The organism is Colwellia sp. (assembly GCF_013214175.1).
Classification (GTDB): Bacteria; Pseudomonadota; Gammaproteobacteria; order Enterobacterales; family Alteromonadaceae; genus Colwellia.
This window is the reverse complement of record NZ_JABSPA010000006.1, coordinates 83,994-104,207: the sequence shown is the minus strand read 5'-3', so window position 1 is coordinate 104,207 and position 20,214 is coordinate 83,994. Positions and strand designations below refer to the sequence as shown.

At 38.2% G+C, this 20,214-nt stretch carries 11 protein-coding genes; 7 read left to right on the top strand and 4 right to left on the bottom strand.

Annotated elements, in window-relative coordinates; all coding sequences use genetic code 11:
- The first annotated feature begins 60 nt into the window (after positions 1–60).
- From dsbD to HRT55_RS14770, 4 genes are all read left to right on the top strand, one after another.
- Positions 61–1,983, top strand: coding sequence for a protein-disulfide reductase DsbD (gene dsbD / locus HRT55_RS14785; RefSeq protein WP_291622492.1), 1,923 nt, complete (start codon positions 61–63; stop codon positions 1,981–1,983).
- A gap of 93 nt (positions 1,984–2,076) precedes the next feature.
- A complete protein-coding gene (locus tag HRT55_RS14780; RefSeq protein ID WP_291622491.1) occupies positions 2,077–3,033 on the top strand; it encodes an FAD:protein FMN transferase in 957 nt (318 codons plus the stop codon).
- A 380-nt stretch (positions 3,034–3,413) separates the two neighbouring features.
- A complete protein-coding gene (locus HRT55_RS14775; protein ID WP_291622490.1) occupies positions 3,414–6,452 on the top strand; it encodes an ATP-binding protein in 3,039 nt (1,012 codons plus the stop codon).
- A gap of 297 nt (positions 6,453–6,749) precedes the next feature.
- A complete protein-coding gene (locus HRT55_RS14770; RefSeq protein WP_291622489.1) occupies positions 6,750–7,322 on the top strand; it encodes a hypothetical protein in 573 nt (190 codons plus the stop codon).
- Between the two features lie 123 nt (positions 7,323–7,445).
- Here the strand turns inward: HRT55_RS14770 and HRT55_RS14765 are convergent, their stop codons facing one another.
- The gene (locus HRT55_RS14765; RefSeq protein ID WP_291622488.1) at positions 7,446–8,021 is read right to left on the bottom strand and encodes a DNA-J related domain-containing protein; all 576 of its coding nucleotides are present in this window, start codon (positions 8,019–8,021) and stop codon (positions 7,446–7,448) included.
- Between the two features lie 537 nt (positions 8,022–8,558).
- Between HRT55_RS14765 and HRT55_RS14760 the strand changes: the two genes are divergently transcribed.
- Positions 8,559–8,912 carry a DUF3718 domain-containing protein gene (locus HRT55_RS14760; protein ID WP_291622487.1) on the top strand — a complete coding sequence of 118 codons (354 nt, stop codon included), beginning with the start codon at positions 8,559–8,561 and terminating at the stop codon, positions 8,910–8,912.
- Between the two features lie 211 nt (positions 8,913–9,123).
- On the opposite strand, the gene HRT55_RS14755 is transcribed toward HRT55_RS14760, so the two are convergent.
- The 3 genes from HRT55_RS14755 to HRT55_RS14745 form a co-directional block, all read right to left on the bottom strand.
- Positions 9,124–12,285, bottom strand: a complete 3,162-nt coding sequence (locus tag HRT55_RS14755) for a two-component regulator propeller domain-containing protein (protein WP_291622486.1) — start codon at positions 12,283–12,285, stop codon at positions 9,124–9,126.
- Between the two features lie 99 nt (positions 12,286–12,384).
- On the bottom strand, positions 12,385–14,100 hold the full coding sequence (locus HRT55_RS14750) for a S8 family peptidase (RefSeq protein ID WP_291622485.1): 1,716 nt from the start codon (positions 14,098–14,100) through the stop codon (positions 12,385–12,387).
- Positions 14,101–14,380: 280 nt separating this feature from the next.
- Positions 14,381–16,210 (bottom strand): S8 family serine peptidase, encoded by a 1,830-nt coding sequence (locus HRT55_RS14745; protein WP_291622482.1) that lies wholly within the window; start codon positions 16,208–16,210, stop codon positions 14,381–14,383.
- Positions 16,211–16,666: 456 nt separating this feature from the next.
- Between HRT55_RS14745 and HRT55_RS14740 the strand changes: the two genes are divergently transcribed.
- Both HRT55_RS14740 and HRT55_RS14735 read left to right on the top strand, forming a co-directional pair.
- Positions 16,667–19,039 (top strand): S8 family serine peptidase, encoded by a 2,373-nt coding sequence (locus HRT55_RS14740; RefSeq protein WP_291622480.1) that lies wholly within the window; start codon positions 16,667–16,669, stop codon positions 19,037–19,039.
- A gap of 210 nt (positions 19,040–19,249) precedes the next feature.
- Positions 19,250–19,867 (top strand): HdeD family acid-resistance protein, encoded by a 618-nt coding sequence (locus HRT55_RS14735; protein ID WP_291622478.1) that lies wholly within the window; start codon positions 19,250–19,252, stop codon positions 19,865–19,867.
- Positions 19,868–20,214: the final 347 nt, after the last annotated feature.

Sequence of the window (20,214 nt, the reverse complement as noted above, 5' to 3'; positions counted from 1 at the left end):
ATTTCCTCTGATATTTATAACGCCCTTACCGTGATTACTTCCAATTTACGGGTTACTTTCATGAAGAAATTTTTAGTTCATTTAATACTTTCTGGGTATTTTATATTTTTTAGTTCATTTACCAATGCGATTGATGAGTCAACACTGTTGACCAGCAAACTTGCTTTTCCATTTTCAGTGACATTAGACAGTCCTGAAATACTTTCTCTGCAATGGCATATTGCTGACGGATATTATCTTTATAAAAAACGCATAAAACTGTCGGCAACCATCATTCATGACGATAGCTCAAACGGTGACAATGTCACTACAGAGCGTGCAACTCAATTAGGTGCAGCACAATTTCCAGCAAGTTTGTTCATTGATGATCCTGCGTATAAAGGATTGGAAGTTTTTAGAAATACCTTAATAGTGAAATATGCGCTTAGTGGCTCTGAAACATCATTTGCCAATACCAGTTTAAAAATTAAATATCAGGGCTGTGCTGATGTTGGCGTTTGTTATCCACCAGTTAAAAAAATCATAAAGTTAGCTGATTTAAAACCTAGCGTTAATGTATCTAATTTAACTAACTTAGCTAATGCCTCTGAGGCGGCTAATCCTAGCACCATTGATATCGATACTAAGGTGGGGAAAGGCACTAAATCAGAGCAAGACGCTAAATCAGAGCAAGACACTATCGCGAATAGCTTAGCATCAGATAACTTTATCTTAACTTTGGTTAGTTTCTTTGGTTTTGGTTTGCTTTTAGCCTTTACGCCGTGTGTTTTTCCTATGATCCCTATTTTATCAGGCATTATTATTGGCCAAGGAAAACAGCTCTCTACACGTAAAGCCTTCTCTTTATCACTCGCCTATGTTCTAGCAATGGCATTAACTTATACCGTGGTGGGAGTGCTAGCCGCCTTATTTGGTACCAACTTGCAAATATGGTTTCAAAACCCTTGGGTATTAAGCAGTTTTGCCGGTATTTTTGTGGTGTTATCACTGTCAATGTTCGGTTTTTATGATGTGCAAATGCCGTCCTTTATTCAGGTAAAGTTAAACAACCTAAGTAATAAGCAGGAAAGTGGTAATTTAATCAGTGCTGCCATTATGGGCGTGTTATCAGCACTAATTGTCGGGCCATGTGTTACCGCGCCATTAGTGGGCGCGCTTATATATATTGGTCAAACAGGAGATACTATTTTAGGTGGTGCGGCACTGTTTTGCTTAGGTTTGGGTATGGGCGCGCCATTACTCGTTATAGGTACCTCCGCAGGTAAAATATTACCTCGTGCAGGTATGTGGATGGAGGCAGTGAAAGGTATTTTTGGTGTGCTTATGTTAGCCGTTGCTATTTGGTTATTAGCGCGCATATTGTCACCCTTAATTACTCAACTATTGTGGGCACTGTTACTGATTGTTTCTGCTGTGTATATGGGCGCTTTACGTCAACATAATAAAGACACAACACCATGGCAGTTGTTATGGAAAGGTCTAGGTTTATCACTATTGCTGGTTGGCTTTCTTATGATTGTTGGTGCCTCTACCGGGAAAAGTAATCTGTTATCGCCATTAGCAAGCTTAGTTAATTTAGGCAACGGTGTTAATACAACTGTATCGAGTGAACACAAGGGCATTACCTTTAAACCAGTAAAAAGTATTGATGATTTAAAGGCTACTCTTAAGCAAGCCAGTAAAAACAAGCAAGTCACCATGTTTGATTTTTATGCTGATTGGTGTGTATCTTGTAAAGAAATGGAAGAGGTCACTTTTAAAGATTCCGCAGTGAAATTGAAACTAGCCAAGGTACATAAGATTCAAGCTGATGTTACCGCCAATGATAATATTGACACTGAATTATTGAAAAAATTTGGCATTATTGGCCCGCCCGCTATCTTGTTTTTTAATGACCAAGGTGAAGAGTTAAAAAATCATCGAATAGTAGGATATATGGATGCAGATAAATTCTTAAAACATATTGCTAAAGTGGTTGATTAGTGAATAATCACAGGCCTTAGCAATACCTTAGCAATACCTTAGCAATGCATTGCCAATACATAACTATTAAATAATAACTAAATGATGACCTAAATGATTTCGCATTCAAATAAAAAGCTAAAAAAATATAGTCATCAATTTAATTGCATGACCACCCCCTGTGAAGTGCAACTTTATGCAATGAACGCCAAAGCTGCGGACAGGGTTGCGCGCTTGATTGAAAGCAATACTCGCAGACTAGAAAAAAAGTATAATTTTTTTAGTGATGACTCATTAATTGCCAAGATTAATAATCGAGAACAAGCGATAGTTAACATTGATAAAGAAACTCATCATGTATTATCACTAGTACAAACGTTATCAGCTACAACCCAAGGAAGTTTTGATATTACTGTAGGCACATTAAAACAATGTGCCAAGCAGACTACTGTGGCGAAAATAGAAGCTTGCCGAGCTAGGTTAAAGCCTTTTATTGGTGCTGATAAATGGCGCTTAACAGAAAATAGTCTCCATTTTTCAAATGAGTTTGTGAAGCTTGATTTAGGAGGCGTGATTAAAGAGTTTGCTGTTGATCAAGCCGGCGAAATAGCTAAAAATGAAAACATGGCCGCATTAATCAATTTTGGTGGTGATATTTATGTCAATGGTAACAAACCAGATGGCTCACCATTTAACGTAGCCATTAAAAATCCAAAGAACCCGAAAGAAAATATAGCCATTTTACAACTGAGTAATCAGGGGCTGACCACATCAGCCCACTATGAACGTAGCACACTGGTTGAAGGGAAAAGCTATTCACACATTATTAATGCAAGCAGTAGCAATTCAAATAGTAGTAATGCAAACAGTAGTAATGCTAATGAAAAACAGCATAATGATAAAACTAGCAACGCTTCAGCAATACTATCAGCAACCGTTATTTCTCATTCAGTATTAACGAGTGGTATTTATTCAACATCTCTGATGGTCAATTCTAATTTAGTTATTGAGGGCGATATCAGCGTAGTTATGATCGATGATGAATTACGTTTACATCAAAATATTTTCTAACTTCTAGTTTCTACTTAAAGGGCTTTGATACTCTAAGTAGGTTTGATGTTAGTAGGCGATAAAGATAAACCAGCATTTATCTTTTTTATATTTTCCTGATTTATGGTGACTCTTTTTGGCGATTGCGCCTTTTCAATATTTCCTATTGTTAAGTAATCTACCGCTTGGTTTAGACATTATTTGTAAATTATGCCGTTGTATTATAAAGGGTACAAAAACTACAAATAAGCCAATAGTCGGGGAGGTTAGATAGGCTTAGCAACTTGATGTTAAAAAAATGTTATTGTAGATTATGTTAAATGGTTATTTGCAAAGGATAGGATAGCTTAAAGTTTAAATTAGGATAAGAACAAAGCATAAATACTAAGTAGGAATAACCATTGCCCAGACCTATTAGACCGTTAATATTAGCCTTAGCTGGCGTTGTTACTTTTTTTCCGTATCATTTTATTGCTAGCTGGTTAGCCATTTTAACTGAGAACCCTGCAACTTTTGCCTTAGCCACCTTACAAATTCTCAGCAGTATCCTGTTATTTTTTTGTGTTAAAAAAAACAGCTCGCGCTCATTTAAACTGTTCTGGCAATACTTACTGCTGGCAATACTCGCGGTCATCGCCAGTAAGTTTTTAAACGGCACACCGGCAAGTATTAGTCAGCAGTTATATCAAGATTTTGCTTCGCTTTTTATTTATTTCTTTATTTTATTGGCAATAGAAACCAACCCGCATTTAAGTGATATGCCACTTAATAAATATATTAGTGGCCGGGTACCGGCTATATTTTTCACGCTGATTTGTTTTTGTTATTTAATTCTTTTACCGGCAGAGTTTTCCGGTGAAATATACCAAACAGCCAAGCCTTCGCTGTTATTTCATCTACTAATAAATACCCTGATTATTGCTAGATTAATACAGTGTTTATTGAATGCTAAAGATAATTTCTGGCGTTACACTTTTGCATTACTAGCTTGCAGCACAGTATTTTTATTCATCGGCAATATCAGTGCTTTTATTTCGGATGACTTGCCGTTACTTACCAGCCAAAGTAATGCCCACAACTACACTGTTCAGCTTATTGCTTTACTGCCTTATTTTTTATTGATACTCACGGCGAACATCAGTTTAAATACCGGTAAATTACCTACCGCTATAGCAAAAGAAAATAATCCTGAGCTATACATTTTACTGCTGATGCTGATACCCGCAGCAATGCATTTATATGGTTTTGAGCAAAAGCTGTTTTATAGTGTCGATTCCAACCTGCAATCAATTGTCCTGCTTTTTTGGTTGTTTTCTGCTGCGCTATTGCTAGCAAATATCGCCAACACCCGTCGTAGTCATACAAGAAAGCTCAAGAAAATGTTATTTGAGGCACAAAAACAGCATCAACAGCTTACTAATCTAAATAATGATTTAACAGATGCGATGATTAACAGTGAAGATAAAGCGATAGTCAGCGCTTCAAATAATGCCATATTAACGACTACGATCGCGGGTGAGATATTATCGGTTAACCCCGCAGCTGTGCAGATGTTTCAAAGCCTTGAGCAAGAATTAAAAGGTATATCAGTTAGTCGTTTATTTGCAGAAAAGGACGAAATGCACTTCTTTTTTGACTTTCAAAGTAATGTTTATTCATTACAGCGTAAAGGTGAGGGCATCTCGGTGGAGTGTGTCTCTTTGCGTTCAGATGGCACTGAATTTCCTGCACAAGCAGAGTTACAGTGGGCAGAACGGGCTAAAAATCCGCTTATTGTTATTACTTTTATCAATTTATCAGCAAGAAAACATGCTGAAAAACAAGCCTTAGAATTAAAAGATAAATTCATCGCCAACATTTCGCATGAATTTAGAACACCATTAACCATAATTAACGGCATTATAGATAGATATATAGATAAAACATCGGATGCACTAGAAAGTGAAGACTTAACCACAGCTAAGCGTAACGGCTTACGCTTAGTGCGTATGGTTGAGCAACTGCTAGAGCTTTCACGTTTAAGTGACAACCCGCAGCTATCGCTGAGCACTTACCGCTTAAAAACTCTAATGACTATGCCTGCTGACTCCTTTTCTCGCTTGGCATCACAAAGTAATTTAACTTTTACCAGCAACATACCAGATGATTTGTGGCTCGATTGTGATGGCCAAGCTTTTGAAAAAATCATCTTTAACCTACTTGCCAATGCAATAAAGTACACACCAAAAGGTGGCACTGTGCAAGTGAATGCCTATGTTGAACAAGACACCATTATTTTAGATGTTATTGATTCAGGCATAGGTATCAGTAAAGGCTCTCAAGATAAGATTTTTGAACGTTTTCAACGAGCGGATGATGTAAAAAACCAAGCAACCTTTGGTGTTGGCATTGGCTTATCTCTAGTCAATGAACTGGTTAAAGCGCACGGTTGGCGCATAAGTTTAGTAAGTGAACATGGCCATGGTAGTAAGTTTAGCCTGTCAATACCGCTAGCTTCAGCAAATGATATTGAAACTGAGGTACCTGTGAGTGTCTCAGAAAATGAAGTTGCCTCCTTACTAATAGAGCAGCGTTCAGTAGCAAGTAATCAAGCCAGTCATTCACAGCAAGTGGTGTTAGTTATTGAAGATAACCTCGATATGCAGAGTCATATAAAGCAAGTTATTGAGCAGCAACATCACTGTATTCTTGCGGGTAGTGGTGAGCTTGGCCTGAAATTAGCACAAGAATATATCCCTGATCTCATTGTCTGCGATCTAATGTTAACGGGCATTGATGGTTTTGAAGTCTTAACACAGTTAAAGCAAGACGAAATGACTGCACATATTCCGGTGATACTACTTACAGCGAGATCTGATCTTGAAAGTAGGTTACAAGGTCTTAAGTTAAATGCTGATGAATATTTAAGTAAACCTTTTAACCAACATGAACTGTTAACGCGTATTCAAAGCTTAATCGCCAACAGACAGCAGCTACAAAAGCGCTATTTGCAAAAATTTAACGAGCAACATAAAGCAGAACAAAGGGCAGAGCGAAACACTAACAGTCAGAATAATGCCGCGAAACTAAGCCAAGAAACAGGTGAACCAAGCAGTCTAGATGATAAGTTTTTACACAAACTCGAAGTGTTAATCGCCAAGCATTACACAGAGCCCGAGTTAGATATCTCATTACTAGCCAAAGAGTTAGCCATGAGTGAGCGGCAACTACAGCGAAAAATTAAAGTTATCCTAGGTATTACCCCTAATAACTTCATCAAAGAGTTTCGTTTGAAAAAAGCACAAAACTTGCTTGTTAGTGGTGCACAAATAGGGCGAATTGCTTTAGATGTCGGCTTTTCTTCACAAACTTACTTTGGCCGTTGCTTCAAGGAAAGCTTTAACTGCACACCAAAACAATACCAACAACAAATGGCACAACAAGATTCAATGAATGATTGATTAGGTCAGCAACGCCCCCTTGAGTTAAATCGGTGGATGCAACACATTGTAGACTCTTTTCATTAACCAAAATTATCCCGTCTAATGATCACTTTGATAGGTAAATGGACACTATCATTCTTGTTTATTTAATGCTTATTTTCTTGACTATCCTCTCCTCAAAGTTTCTAATGTGTCGCGGTTAAATAACAAGAGAAAAGGTGTCGTATGGCTATTCACAATATCACTGATAGCGCACTACTAGTAAAGAAGTCACGAAGAACAATTCAGCGATATATAGCTAGCGGGAAGCTTACTATGGTGAGTGATACGCTTGGTAAACCACAAATTGATACTACTGAGTTAATGCGTGTTTTCGGTGCGTTATCTAAGATCTCTCAGAAAAGAATAGCTAAAAAGTCACAGAATGTCGCAGCGAAATTTTCGAGGAAAAATAATGCCATTAGTTTAACGCCTAATGAACTTGAAGATATCATTACTCGTGCTGTAGAAAAAGCACTGAGTAAAGCGATACCGCTATTGATTGAACATAAGAAAACAGCACCGATAGCTGATGAAATTCCCGAACCAATGCTCGAACTAACGCCCGAAGCAACGCCTGAAGTAATAGCCGAATCAATTACAACAACGGATGCTGTAGTTCATAAAAAAAGAAAACCAACACTACCAATAAATAGGCCTTTCATTGCTAAAAAGAAAGAACGGAAAAATGGTTATGCTGCTGCTTTTGGTCTTCCTAATGTTATTACCGAGGTTATTCATTTACAGATAATGAAGTTACATAGTGAGGGTCTAACACCACGAGAGATTGAAAAAAAGGTCAGTGTTAGTCAGGTATCAATACAACGAACGATTAACGTTAGTACCTAACCCATTAGTGAATCCGATAGCATAAATTACTTGGGTCATGTGATCGAATAGACGGTTATCATTGGCAAGGTAGAATCACATCAGCTAACGTCCACTTTGAGATAAATAAAAACAACATTAGCGTCAATTTCGATGATAACTGAATTTTAAGACCTCATAGGCTGCTCGGGTTTCGATAAAGTCATCTGCACAGCCGCCTTTATCAGGGTGGCTAATGATAATTTTCTTTTGGTAAGCTTGACGTATTTCAAACCAACTCATATTTTTATCGACCCCTAGGGTCGTCAGAGCAGCATCAATCTTATCTACAGTACGATATCTTTGCCAAAAACTAGCAAAGAGTGTCTCAACCTCTTCAACAGTGATGTTATTCAAATTAGACCAGTCCAAATAGTAGCGGGCCAGGTCAGTGTCGCGCGTGGTCAGTGACTCTTTAGCTCCAGCGCGATTCGGAATCAAACAGATCTCTAATGGCAAAATTGTAAGTGAACCCCCCTCGGCTTGAATATCATGTTGAATTTGATAAAGTGCGTTCATAACAAAAAAGTTCTTTTGGAAAATAACTATCTGAGGATCGACATTCCTTGGAATAAGTGAAATAAAGTCCAGATCACAAAGAGCCACCAAATCAATTAGGGAGCAGGAGTTGTTCTGCTCTCTTAAATATCTCAGTATCAAAATAATCAAAGGATTGGTCATTATTTTTTGGATCCCTTCCCATTTATTGCAACACAAAGCTGTCAGCAGGCCCAGTATAAGCTACCGTAAAATAGTAGCAGTGATTATCTTTTCAGCTCAGGCCAAAGTTAGCTTATCCCCTCAAGGCACAAAGCAGACCCTTTTAATTAACTAAAATCATCCAATCTAACCGTTCACTTTGATACGAAATCGGGTAGTTATGCTTACTAGATAAAGGGTGATGCAATGAAAACGTCAACGTTGAAACACTCCAATATTAAATAATTTGTATTACTTTACATCACCATGGTTAATTCTACTATATAGGTGGTCAATTTAGCCTTTGTGATGGTTAATTAAACCATATTGTCGCGAGGCATATGATGAAATTATAATTAATCTTATATTGATTTAAGTTAAAGCTTTTATTTATCAAGTGGTTAAAAATAAAATTAAGATTGGCACAGCACTTGTAATAGTCTAACAACCAAGAGAAGAATAATAATTAATATGAGCGAAGCAATAGTGTTTCGTAAACTAAAACATTTGGAGAATACCATGACTACAATCAAAACAACTCTTATCGCATTAGCCACAGCTGTTCCTGCATTAGCTTTTAGCTTAACAAGTCAAGCAACAACCACGTCATATATGAACACAGCATTAGTTGAAGTCTGTAAAGCAGCTCAAAGCAATAAAGTACTTAAATTGAAATCTGTAATGAAATCTCACCGTTTACAGAATAAGACTGTTGCCTTAAAAGTTATGTGCAATGGTGATGATATTATTACTTTTGCAGCAAAAAATGGCGCAACAAAAACAGCGGCTAAATTACAAGAAAGTATGGGTGAGGTTAGTATTACTGATGTAGCCGTTATTGAAAAAATCAATGTAACCTTTACCGAGTCATAATCAGGTGAGTAAACAATAGCACTTATTATATTTATTAAGGATGTCTTAATAAATATAAAAAGTGCTTAGTTTTACCCAATATATGATACCTGCCAATTTTCTTCCTATTTTTTAAAACAATGAAGACAACTTTTCTTTTTCTAAACAAGTGTTATATGTTTGCACTGCGCTTGATTATTTAGCTTGTAAGATAAAATGCAGACTAATGCAACTAACCCTGCTTTAATTTTACTAATTTGCTTAGCTCGCCAATATCTTGTTGTTGGATGACATCTAAATAGTTGAAGGGTTGCACCTTAGGAGCATGAAAACCTAACCAGTTTAATTGGTTATTATGGGCCACTTTAAGTGCATGTTCAGTCAGCACACTGACTTGATCCCACGACAGCGCCATAGGTTGTTCAAAGTTAAAAGGGTAAAAGGCATACGCCATGCCGGCTTTGATGTTGTGACCTAATACTTGCTCAAAGCGACTTGTTAAGCGAGTCACCAGATCACGGGTGTTATTATCCTTCTCATAACCAATAATCACAAAAGTATCATCAGCCCAGCGAATAACTAAGTCATCACTATTTCTACTATAAAGCAGTATGTCTGTGAGGTTAACTAATTGGCTATTGGTTACTTGTTCTATATCCTCTAACTTTATCATGACAAGAGATAAACGTGGCAATAGGCTACGTTGTACGGGCAGAAGATTCTCATGAATTTGAGACATCAGTTGGCTAGCTTGCTCGATATAAATATCTAAATAACGACGACTTTTAACGCCCGTTACCTTATCCACTGTTGCGGCATCTTCCAATTGCTTATTAGCTTGCTCCAGCTCAACATTTTTCAAATGAAACTCTGCTGTCTTCTCTTTAACTTGCCGCTTTAAATATTCTTTTTGTTGTTGTTCAATAAGTAGTTTTCGGTTTAAAAAACGCGAATAAGCCAGTAATAACAGCGCAATCAATGCCGCATAAAATACATACGCCCACCAAGTATTCCAAGGTGCGGCCTGCACGGTAATATCAAGGGTTAAGCCAGGCTCACTCCAAATATTATCATTATTCGCGGCAATAATTTGTAGTTGATAACTACCTGAAGGTAAGTTGGTATAAGTGGCGCGTCGTGACTTACCGGCATTAATCCACTCTTCATCAAAGTCTTTTAAGCGATATTTATAACGGGTTGATTCTGGAGCCGTATAGTTTAAGCCGACATATTCGAATGAAATGAGTTGATCTGTATATTCCAGCGTCAACTCAGTTAAATCAGATAACGTTGTGCCTAATGCCATAGGTTCGTTAAGCTTTAAAATATTGGTCAAACGGACTTTGGGAGCAGATAAATTACTGCTTACTTTTTCAGGTGAGATGCTGTTGAAACCTTTTCCTGCACCAAAATATAGTGTGTTATTCATTGAGCGAAACACAGAAGAGTGGGTGTATTCTAGATCCACTAGACCATGGCTAAGATTGAAGTGCTTAAAGTTTTTATCACTCATTGAATAGCGGGAAATACCTTTGTTACTACTAAACCAAATATCTCCATAAGTATCTTGAGTAATACCGTATATGGTCATACTTTTCATACCATCTTTAGCGCCAAGATGAGTAAATGAAAAGTTGTTACTATGACGGTTTTCTCGGCTTAATATACTTAATCCTGCATCTTGAGTACCAAACCAAAGGTTTTTTTTATTGTCCATAAACATGATCCAGGAAAAGTCGTCAGAGATACCGTTAGGGTTATTTTCCTTATGACGAAGATGAGTGAATTTTTCCTGCTTAGGGTCAAAACGACTAAGGCCACCACCAAAAGTAGCTAACCAAATAAAGCCTTGGTCGTCCTCCAGTAACTGTAAAATATTATTACTACTGGGTCCTTTTTCACTGTTTGACTTATTCTTTATAAAACGTTTAAAAGTGCCATCTTTATTGAATAAATTAATTCCTTGATGAAAAGTAGCGATCCAAATATTACCATTTAGATCTTTAATAATGTCCGTAATACTATTGGCTGAAATAGAGTTATTGTTTTCAGCATTATGTTTATATTCAGTAACGTTATTGGTTGTTAAGTTTACTGAATATAAGCCTGAACCTCGCGTTCCTACCCATAAAATGTTGCCATCGGCAAACAGAGTCATAATTCGATACTCGGAAAACGAATCATTGAAATCGACAGGTGAAATTGACTTATCATCTTCTGACAACTGATAAATTTCACCACTATAGGTACTAAAAAATAAACTTCCTTGCTCAAATTGGGTAAAACTAGTGATATTACTACTTTTTAAAGCCGGATTTGTTTGAGTACTATATTGTCGAAATATTGCCATATTAGGATCCCAGCGATTTACGCCCGAAAAAGTACCTACCCACATCATGTTATTATTGTCTTCATAAAAAGTAAGAACATAATCATTACTTATACTGTAAGGGTTATTAGGTGAGTATTTGTACCGGATGAAGTCGTTACCTTTATAATTATAAATAGATAAACCATTGTCCGTAGCAATCCAAATGTTGTGTTCAGAGTCTTGATAAATATTTTTTATGGCATTACTGCTAATCGTTGACTGATCATCGACATTAAATTGATAGTGAATAAATTGCTCCGTGCTAGGGGAATACTTTAATAAACCACTATCGACTGTGCCTATCCAAACATCTCCATTGATATCTTTATATAAACTACTGACAAATTTATTGATGTAGGTCGCACTATTATTATCACCGTACTTGATCGATTTAATAAAGTTTCCTTGTAGATCAAATACCGAAATACCACCACCATTGGTTCCTACCAAAATTTGTTGATTTCCGGTTTCAATAATTGTGAGTACAGCATTGTGCGTAAGACTATTCGGGTTACCTAATTCTTGAAAAATTTTCTGAGTAGACCATTTTCCTGCATGGTTACTGATAATATTTAAACCATTTTCAGTGCCAACCCATATATTACCTTTACTGTCTTCAAATAACGCATTAACGGTATCATTGCTCAGGGTTGTATTTTTTGTTTTAGTGGTAAAATGTAGAAAATCCTGACTCACTGCTTTATATAAATTCAAGCCACCACTGAAAGTTCCTACCCACAACCTTTGTTGGTTATCAATAAGAATACGACTGATTACATTAGAGCTTAGGGTGGTCGGTTGAGAACTATCATGGTGAAAGTTTAGCGTCTTGTGGCCATCAAAACGGTCTAAACCTTCCGACGAACCAAACCACATAAAGCCATCTTTGTCTTGAGCAATCGTTCGAACAAAGTTGTATGACATTGGGTTATCAATGCCAAAATTTTTAAACAGTTTAACTTCTTGTGCAAGGGCACTGAAGTTGAGGGTTATTGATAATAAAAGTAGGAGTATTTTTTTCACAAAACAGCTCTGATAAAGTGATGATATATAGGCGTTGCCAGTATGGGATCATGCTAATGAAAAAGCCACTGTAGAAACAGTGGCTTAGGGTTAATTAAGCTATTGTTGTTCAACCCAATTATTCACAGTAATATTAGTAGCGCTATTTGCTACACTCATTCGCCAAAGCAATGTATCTGACTCAAGGCTCATCCGCCAAAGTAATGTATCTGTTTCTATATTCATTCGCCAAAGTAATGTATCCGTTGATGCAATGTTTCTCCAGCCTTGAGCATTTTCAGCAAAATTCATTCGCCAAAGTAAAGTATCACCATCAAGGTTATTTTCATTTAATCGCCAGATATATTCATCACCTAGTCCTTCAACATAGAAGTTGCCATCACTATTAATGTTGGCCGGGCCAAAGAAGTGTTCGTCACCATTTAAATCTTGAGCTATATCTAAGGCTTGATTGGCACATGCTGAAGCAGTACTCGCTAATGCACCTGCAGCATTAACCAGGCCAGAACCTTGTTGAAAAACACTATAAGCAAGTTCACCATTAGTATCAAATGCGGCATGGGCGGTATCCATTAAGCGGCACTTTACTTCGTCAGGTGTTAGTGTCGGCTCTTGACTCAACATAAGTGCCACTACACCGGAAACAACGGCAGCAGCTTGCGATGTACCTGACATTTCAAAATAACGGCCACCATCATGAAACTCTGGATGTTCCTGAGCTATTTGAGTGTCAAAAGCCATTAAACCCGATAAATGTCCACCTGGAGCGACAATTTCTGGTTTAACAAAACCTTCAAAAGTAGGCCCAGCAGCGCTAAATGTGGCTAATTTGTCATCGCTTGAATCAGATTCAGTATAATTATCTGTCATCGCACCTACCGTAATAATATAAGGAACATTGCCTGGTACGCCAATAGTCATGGGAGTAGGGCCGCTATTACCAGCAGAAGCTACCACAACAATACCTGCTTGCCATGCTTTCATTACTGCTTGGTTAAGAGGATCTTCCCAATAATAAGAGCGGGCTGGTCCACTAAAAGACATATTAAGCACTCGAAGATTGATTTCATCTTTTACTTGCAGTGCCCAGTCAATACCACGGATAACATCGGCATAAGTAGCCTTGCCTTCAGTATCAAAGGCTTTTATACCTACGAGTGCAGCATTTGGCGCAACACCATAAACGTTACCGTACACGTCATAGTCGGCATTACCTGCAACACTGGCAACATGGGTACCATGGCCATTTTCTTCATTACTATAGTTACTTAGCTCGTTATTTATCGCGTCATAAGTTCCCCAGAACTTATCGCGTCCATACAAGTCTGTCGATAAACCTAAGCCTTTAGACGTGCCTTGTAATTGATCTAAGCCAGTATCTAAAAAGCCAATGGTTACGTTATCGCCAAAATTTCGCATTGCATGGGCCGAGTCAGCTTCAATATACAGTGGCACGGTAGCTTTAGGTTGCCATTTACGCTTTCCCCAAGCTCGACCTCCGGACAATTCTACTTTATGGTTTTTAGTAATGGTAAAATTAAGCGTTTGTTGTAATTGAGCTAACTGCTCTTGGTTCAATTCAACCGCGACGGCATTAATAATGGCGAGTTGATGGGAAGGCACTAGGTTCAGCGCTTTTACTTTTTCTTTTAGTAACGGGTAATCGGCTGAGCTGATTATATAAGATTCAGTATAATACTGAGTTTGAGCATTAGTTGTGCTGTTTACTGAGATACTGATAAGCCACACTGATAAACTAACAAAGCCTAACAATGATAGTGGTTTGATTATTTTTTTTACTGAGTTGTTCAACATTTTATTCCCCTATGTCCATTACATCTTTAAAAAATTCATCTACATTTCTTAAAACATTAGGGTGTTCTTGCTTACATCTTGTCGCGTCCATTCTTACTTAAATTACAATTGTAAAAAAGAAGTTACAAAAAACACATCGATACAAAACATAGACTAAACACGGCCCAACCACAATCACTTTTTATTTTTAGAATTATCAAAATTAAAAGTTAAAGTGGCTTAAACGAAAATATCCAGCCCACATAATGAGCTGGATATTAAGTACTAAACTCGGTTGGAATTAGAAGTTTACCGTTACTTCAGTTGAACAATTATCGCTACCTTGGTCACATACTTTATAAGTAAATGAACCGTAAGTTCTGAAGCTATCCGTATAAGCACCATCGTTTGAGGTAGTAGTTCTTAAAGAACCATTACGGTAGATGTCGACACTTGAAGTAGCAGCGCCTGACCAAGTTAGGTCAACTTTGTTTTTACCTTTAGCGCGATATGCTGAGGCATCAGCAGTAATATCGCCACCTACTGGAGGAGTAACTCCACCACCACAACCGTTGGCTGTTAGGTAATCGCTGGCCGCTTTTGCTTTTACGATACCGTAACCGAAGTAGTCATCGTGACCTGCAGCGCCGTTATCTTCTGCCGTCGCTTTTAATGCTTCACGGATTTCTGTACCAGTACAGCCGTTATGGTTAGACCAAACTAGAGCAGCCATACCTGATACCGCGGGTGTCGCCATAGAAGTACCGCTCATGAAACCATAATCACTAGTTCCAATAGTCACATCAGCAGTAGTAGCAGCTAATAGCGCCGCTCTGTCTTCAAACGTTGCACCCACAGCAGGGATAGATGTTGCGTTGGCATCACCTAATGTACCGTACAGCATACCTGCTTCATTATTGATGAGGATTGCACCAATACCACCTGAATTTTCACAGTTTTCTACTTTATCGTGAAAAGAAATAATACCACGGTCAATCACACAAATATTACCGTTAGCGCCAGAATCTGTCGCTTCAGCTGTGCCCATGTAATAAGTATTACCTGAAGCATTACCGGCATTCTCCATTGAAGAAGAAAGAAATGCTACGCCATCAGCAGTCATTGAAGCACTAGTTGCCATACCCGCCGGGTAAGTAGATAAGGTATCAACACCACCAGCAGTTACTTCTACACAGATAGCCTCATTGGTTGTTGTAGTACGTTTCTTACCACGACCTGTAGTTTCATCACAGCTTGGAAATTGTGAGAAGTCGGCAATGTTATTATTATTGTCGTTTGCGCCAATCATCATTACTGATGGGTAACCAGCAGGGAATGAACGCACATCGTTGCCATCGTTACCTGCAGCAGCTAACACTAAACCACCGTTATCAGTAAAGGCTTTAAAGGCATTTTCTTCAGTGCTATTGGCACCACCACCACCAAGACTCATGCTAATGATGTTAGCACCAGCATCTGCACATCTTTCAGCAGCATAAGCTAAATCAGAAGAGTAACCCCACCCATCAGCATTGAATACTTTAATAATATGCATATCAACGCCTGGAGCCATACCCACAACACCGACGTTATTGTCAGCAGCGCCAATAGTACCAGCTACGTGAGTACCGTGTGGGCCACCGTTCTCATCCCAGTTTCCTGTACCTGAGTTGTTAGTACCAGAAATGTTGTTCCAAACGAAATCTTGGTTAGAGCGATCTAAACCAGAGTCAATAACACAAACCTTCATGCCCGCATTAGCGTTAAAGCTAACTTGATCTGCTTGTGATTGTACAACAGCATAAGGTGTTAACTGTTCAGTCATCGCATTACCAACATCATCACTATAGATAGATAAAGGCATACGACGTTGATCTTCTTCAACCATCTGAATATGTGGATTATTCAGTAAACCTTTAACTTGGCTTAAGCTTTTACCTGAAAATGATGCAGCAAAAAAACCATTGCCATCAACTTTTACATCAGCGCCTAGTTTCTTCGCTAAGGCTTTTACAATACCTTTTTTACTGTTCTCTACTTTAATAATGTATCTGTCATCAGCTGCTTGTGCTGAGAATGCTGCGGTAACCGCTAAGGCTAGAACTGAAGTTGCAAATTTAGAAATTTTCATATGGACTCACTCTCTGTTTAATGTTGTGTCGTCTTATTCTTATTATTAATGACGCTAATTTTTATTATTTAGATGAACTGTTTAGATGAACTGTCCGTTCTCCTGCTATATGTTTCACTTACTCTATACATCTGCTTAACTTGGCTTCCTGCCTCTTGCATAATTCGATAGTAACAGCTAGTAAAACTGCCTCTAGTAAAATTCCGACAACTTTTCGCACAAAAACGACAAGGTTAATTAATATCCTTAATTTTTAGTTGCTTAGACGGTTTTTGTAAAAGTGTTTAGTCGGTTTTTTATTAATGTTTGTCGATAATTTACTAGTTAAAAAACGAATAAAGATTCAATCTGATAAGTGTTGAATAGTTAATCCAACCTATAAAAAGAATACGCAGGACATTAGTCAAAATGACTTTTGTAATAAGCGTGAAATACCAACGATGGAGTTGATGTCAGATGAGAAATAATAAAAAGATTGCCCTGAGTGCTATCGCCTTATCAGTTTTAACCGCGACCAGTGCTGCTAGTAATGCAGCACCTCAAGCTAAGCTTAATAAAGCGGAAAAAGTTACTACAGTTAAGCAATCAGCAACGCTAAGTTTTGCCCAGTGGCAAGCAGAGCAGAAACTTCAACGTAATGATTATACCGACAGATTAATTATTACTTTTAAAGATAAGAAACAAGGTAAAACTGTTCCGCCAGGTCTTGCTAAAAAAATAGGTCTAAATTTAAAGCACGTTAAAGTTTTAAAAAATAACAGCCACGTAATTGCTCTTGATAAAATGCACTCGGTGAAAGATGTAGAAAAATTCATTGAAAAGTTACGTAAGCATCCTTCGGTTGAATCAATTGAACCTGATTATCAACGTTTCTTATTTTCGCAAAACCAACCTTGGGGCATAGCTAAGACACAATCTGATCAATTAACCGATGCAGATGCCGCTAACATGACAGTGTGTATTATTGATTCGGGTTATGAGCAAACAAACCCTGATTTGAATGCCAATAATGCTTCAGGCACTAATAACTCAGGCACAGGTAACTGGTATCAGAACGGCGGCTCTCACGGCACGCACGTTGCGGGTACTATTGCTGGCGTAAATAACAGTGAAGGTGTTGTTGGTATTTTACCAAGCACGAACGTTAATCTACATATTGTTAAAGTCTTCAACGAAAGTGGTTGGGGTTACTCGGGTGACTTATCTGATGCAGTGGATACTTGTGTAAATAACGGCGCTAAAGTTATCAATATGAGTTTAGGTGGTTCAGGTTCAAGTAATACTGAAAAAAATGCCCTACAAGCAGCGGCTGATACCGGCGTATTGTTAATTGCTGCTTCAGGTAATGATGGTAACGCTACCTTGTCTTACCCGGCATCTTACGACGTGGTAATGGCTGTTGGCGCGTTAGATAGTAACAACCAACATGCAGAATTTTCTCAATATACCAGTCAAGTTGAAGTATCAGCGCCGGGCGAAGCTATTTTATCAACCGTTGCCGGAGATGGCCGTTTAGGTTTTGTCACTGTTGGTGCAACGACATACGGTAATGACAGTGTGGTACCGCAAACCCATTATATTCAAAGTGGCGGTAACTATGTGGTTAGCAATGTTGATGGCAGTGCTAACGGTGTTTTAGCAAGCTGTACCATTTCAGGTAGCAGTTATAGCTGTAGCAATGTTAATGGCAATATTTGTTTAGCAGAGCGTAATGATAATCAAAAGGGCAGTAATTACCCTGAAATCAATCCAGCTAAAGCGTGTGCTGATGCCGGTGCTTCTGCCGTTATTGTTTATAGTGACACGACCCGTCCAGGGTTACAAAATCCTTTCCTTGTCGATGCCAATACTGACGTAACTGTACCTACTGTTTCTGTTAGCCGTGTTTTAGGCTTGCAACTCATGTCTCAATTGGGCACTAACGCTAGCTTAACGGTCAATGGGTCACAAGATTATGCTTATTACAATGGCACTTCAATGGCAACGCCACACGTTACTGGTGTAGCTGCATTAGTATGGAGCAATAACCCGAACTGTAGTGCCGACGATGTCCGCAGTGCCTTGAAAAATACCGCGATTGACTTAGATGTAGCAGGTCGTGATGACAAAACAGGTTTTGGTTTAGTGCAAGCAAAAGCTGCATCAGATGCATTGGCAGCTAGCTGTGGTGGTGGCACTACACCGCCTCCTACAGCAGGCAATGTCCTTGAAAATGGTGTTGCTAAAGCGAACCTTGGCTCAAGTACTGAGCTGAGCTTTACTATGGAAGTTCCTGCTGGCGCCACTGAGTTAAACTTCTATATGGCTGGTGGTACGGGGGATGCTGATCTTTACGTTAAATTCGGTTCAGCACCTACAAGCAGTAGTTATGATTGTCGTCCATACAAGGGTGGTAATGCTGAAAGTTGTGCAATTGCTAGTGCTCAAACGGGCACTTATTTTGTTAAAGTCATTGCTTACTCGGCCTTTAGTGGTGTCAGCTTAACTGGTAGCTTTACCGAGCCTAGCACTGGTGGCGGTGCTACCGGCGGCAGTGCCTCAGTAACAGATATAAGTGTTGCTCGTCGTGCTTGGACATATTACACCATTGATGTGCCAGTAGGCATGGCGACATTAGATTTCGCTATGAGCGGTGGCAGTGGTGATGCGGATATGTATATTAGACGTGGTTCTCAACCGACTTCTGCTACTTATGACTGTCGCCCATATAAAAGTGGTAACACAGAGAGTTGTTCATTTACCAACCCAGCAGCAGATACTTGGCACATCGGTGTGTATGGTTACTCGGCAGCAAGCGGTGTTAGCTTAGAGGTAACCTATAATCCGTAGGAAAATGATTTACTCACTAATATTAGTAGTGAGTAAATAGCAACTAAAACCCGATACAAGGTAACTTGTATCGGGTTTTTATATTTGCATAAATATATTTAATGGCAACATTTTTTTAGTGAACTTTTAATAATAAATACAGTTTATTAGTCGCTTCTGCTACCTTAGTTTTAACAAAAAATTATCGAGTCAATTTAAGGATAAACCACCATGACAGATTTTGTACCTCGCTCAGAAGTTACTTCAGATAAAGCTGCAGAAGTTGAGCAAGAAATATCGCGGGAAACACCAGCACAACAGCTCAAGTTAGCCTTGATTAAAAATACCAAAGTGATTGGCATAGTGATGATCATTATTGGTCTGCTAGCTATTTTGGTGCCTAACTTTATTGGTTTGGCTTTTAATACTTTTGTTGGTGGGATTTTCTTACTAGCATCAACAGCCCTGGCTTTTAATGCTTGGCATAACAAGACACAGAACATGTCTTTATGGTTTAGGCCTTTTGTTTTAGCAGCATTAGCGCTTATTATTTTTACTCACCCAGCCATAATTCTTGGTGTGCTTGGCTTATTAATTGCTATTTATTTTTTAATCAGTGGTTTTAGCTCTATGATCCTTGCTTTTGAACTACAATCATCGGCTAAAGTATTCAGCCTTGTAAATGGTGCTATATCCTTTGTATTAGGTGTCGTCGTGCTAACCAACTGGCCTTTTTCTAGTGCTTGGATTATTGGCCTTATTATTGGTGTTAGCTTTATTTTTGATGGTATTGCGTTATTGACTATTGCTAATCAAGTAAAGAAAACCCAAGAGAAATTAATTAATTAGCTCTAAAATTAATAGCATAACTAGCTATTGAAGCGACTCATTAAGTAAATAAAAAGCCAGCAGCTCTGCTGGTTTTTTTGTCTGATAGAAGCCAAGCTACTCCTTGTATTCCTTTGTATATTTACTTCACTAAGTAAATTATCCTTTTCCAATCATAGTTTAGCTATTTCACAATTATCGATAAATTATTTTATAACCATTCGTTAATTTAACTTAACCACACATAAACTATATGTTAACCATTAATTAACATGTGGTTGATTGTTGTTTAATTATAAAACCCTAAGCAAAGCAAGCTGGTATGTTTATTTTGATTTTATTAATCAAGTGCTTACTGTGATTTTTGT

Bases quoted from the DNA above. Each gene is read 5' to 3' on its own strand.
- dsbD (WP_291622492.1), top strand. From the start codon at position 61: ATGAAGAAATTTTTAGTTCATTTAATACTTTCTGGGTATTTTATATTT.
- HRT55_RS14765 (WP_291622488.1), bottom strand. From the start codon at position 8,021: ATGACCAATCCTTTGATTATTTTGATACTGAGATATTTAAGAGAGCAG.
- HRT55_RS14735 (WP_291622478.1), top strand. From the start codon at position 19,250: ATGACAGATTTTGTACCTCGCTCAGAAGTTACTTCAGATAAAGCTGCA.
- HRT55_RS14745 (WP_291622482.1), bottom strand. From the start codon at position 16,210: ATGAAAATTTCTAAATTTGCAACTTCAGTTCTAGCCTTAGCGGTTACC.
- HRT55_RS14770 (WP_291622489.1), top strand. From the start codon at position 6,750: ATGGTGAGTGATACGCTTGGTAAACCACAAATTGATACTACTGAGTTA.
- HRT55_RS14750 (WP_291622485.1), bottom strand. From the start codon at position 14,100: ATGTTGAACAACTCAGTAAAAAAAATAATCAAACCACTATCATTGTTA.
- HRT55_RS14740 (WP_291622480.1), top strand. From the start codon at position 16,667: ATGAGAAATAATAAAAAGATTGCCCTGAGTGCTATCGCCTTATCAGTT.
- HRT55_RS14760 (WP_291622487.1), top strand. From the start codon at position 8,559: ATGACTACAATCAAAACAACTCTTATCGCATTAGCCACAGCTGTTCCT.
- HRT55_RS14780 (WP_291622491.1), top strand. From the start codon at position 2,077: ATGATTTCGCATTCAAATAAAAAGCTAAAAAAATATAGTCATCAATTT.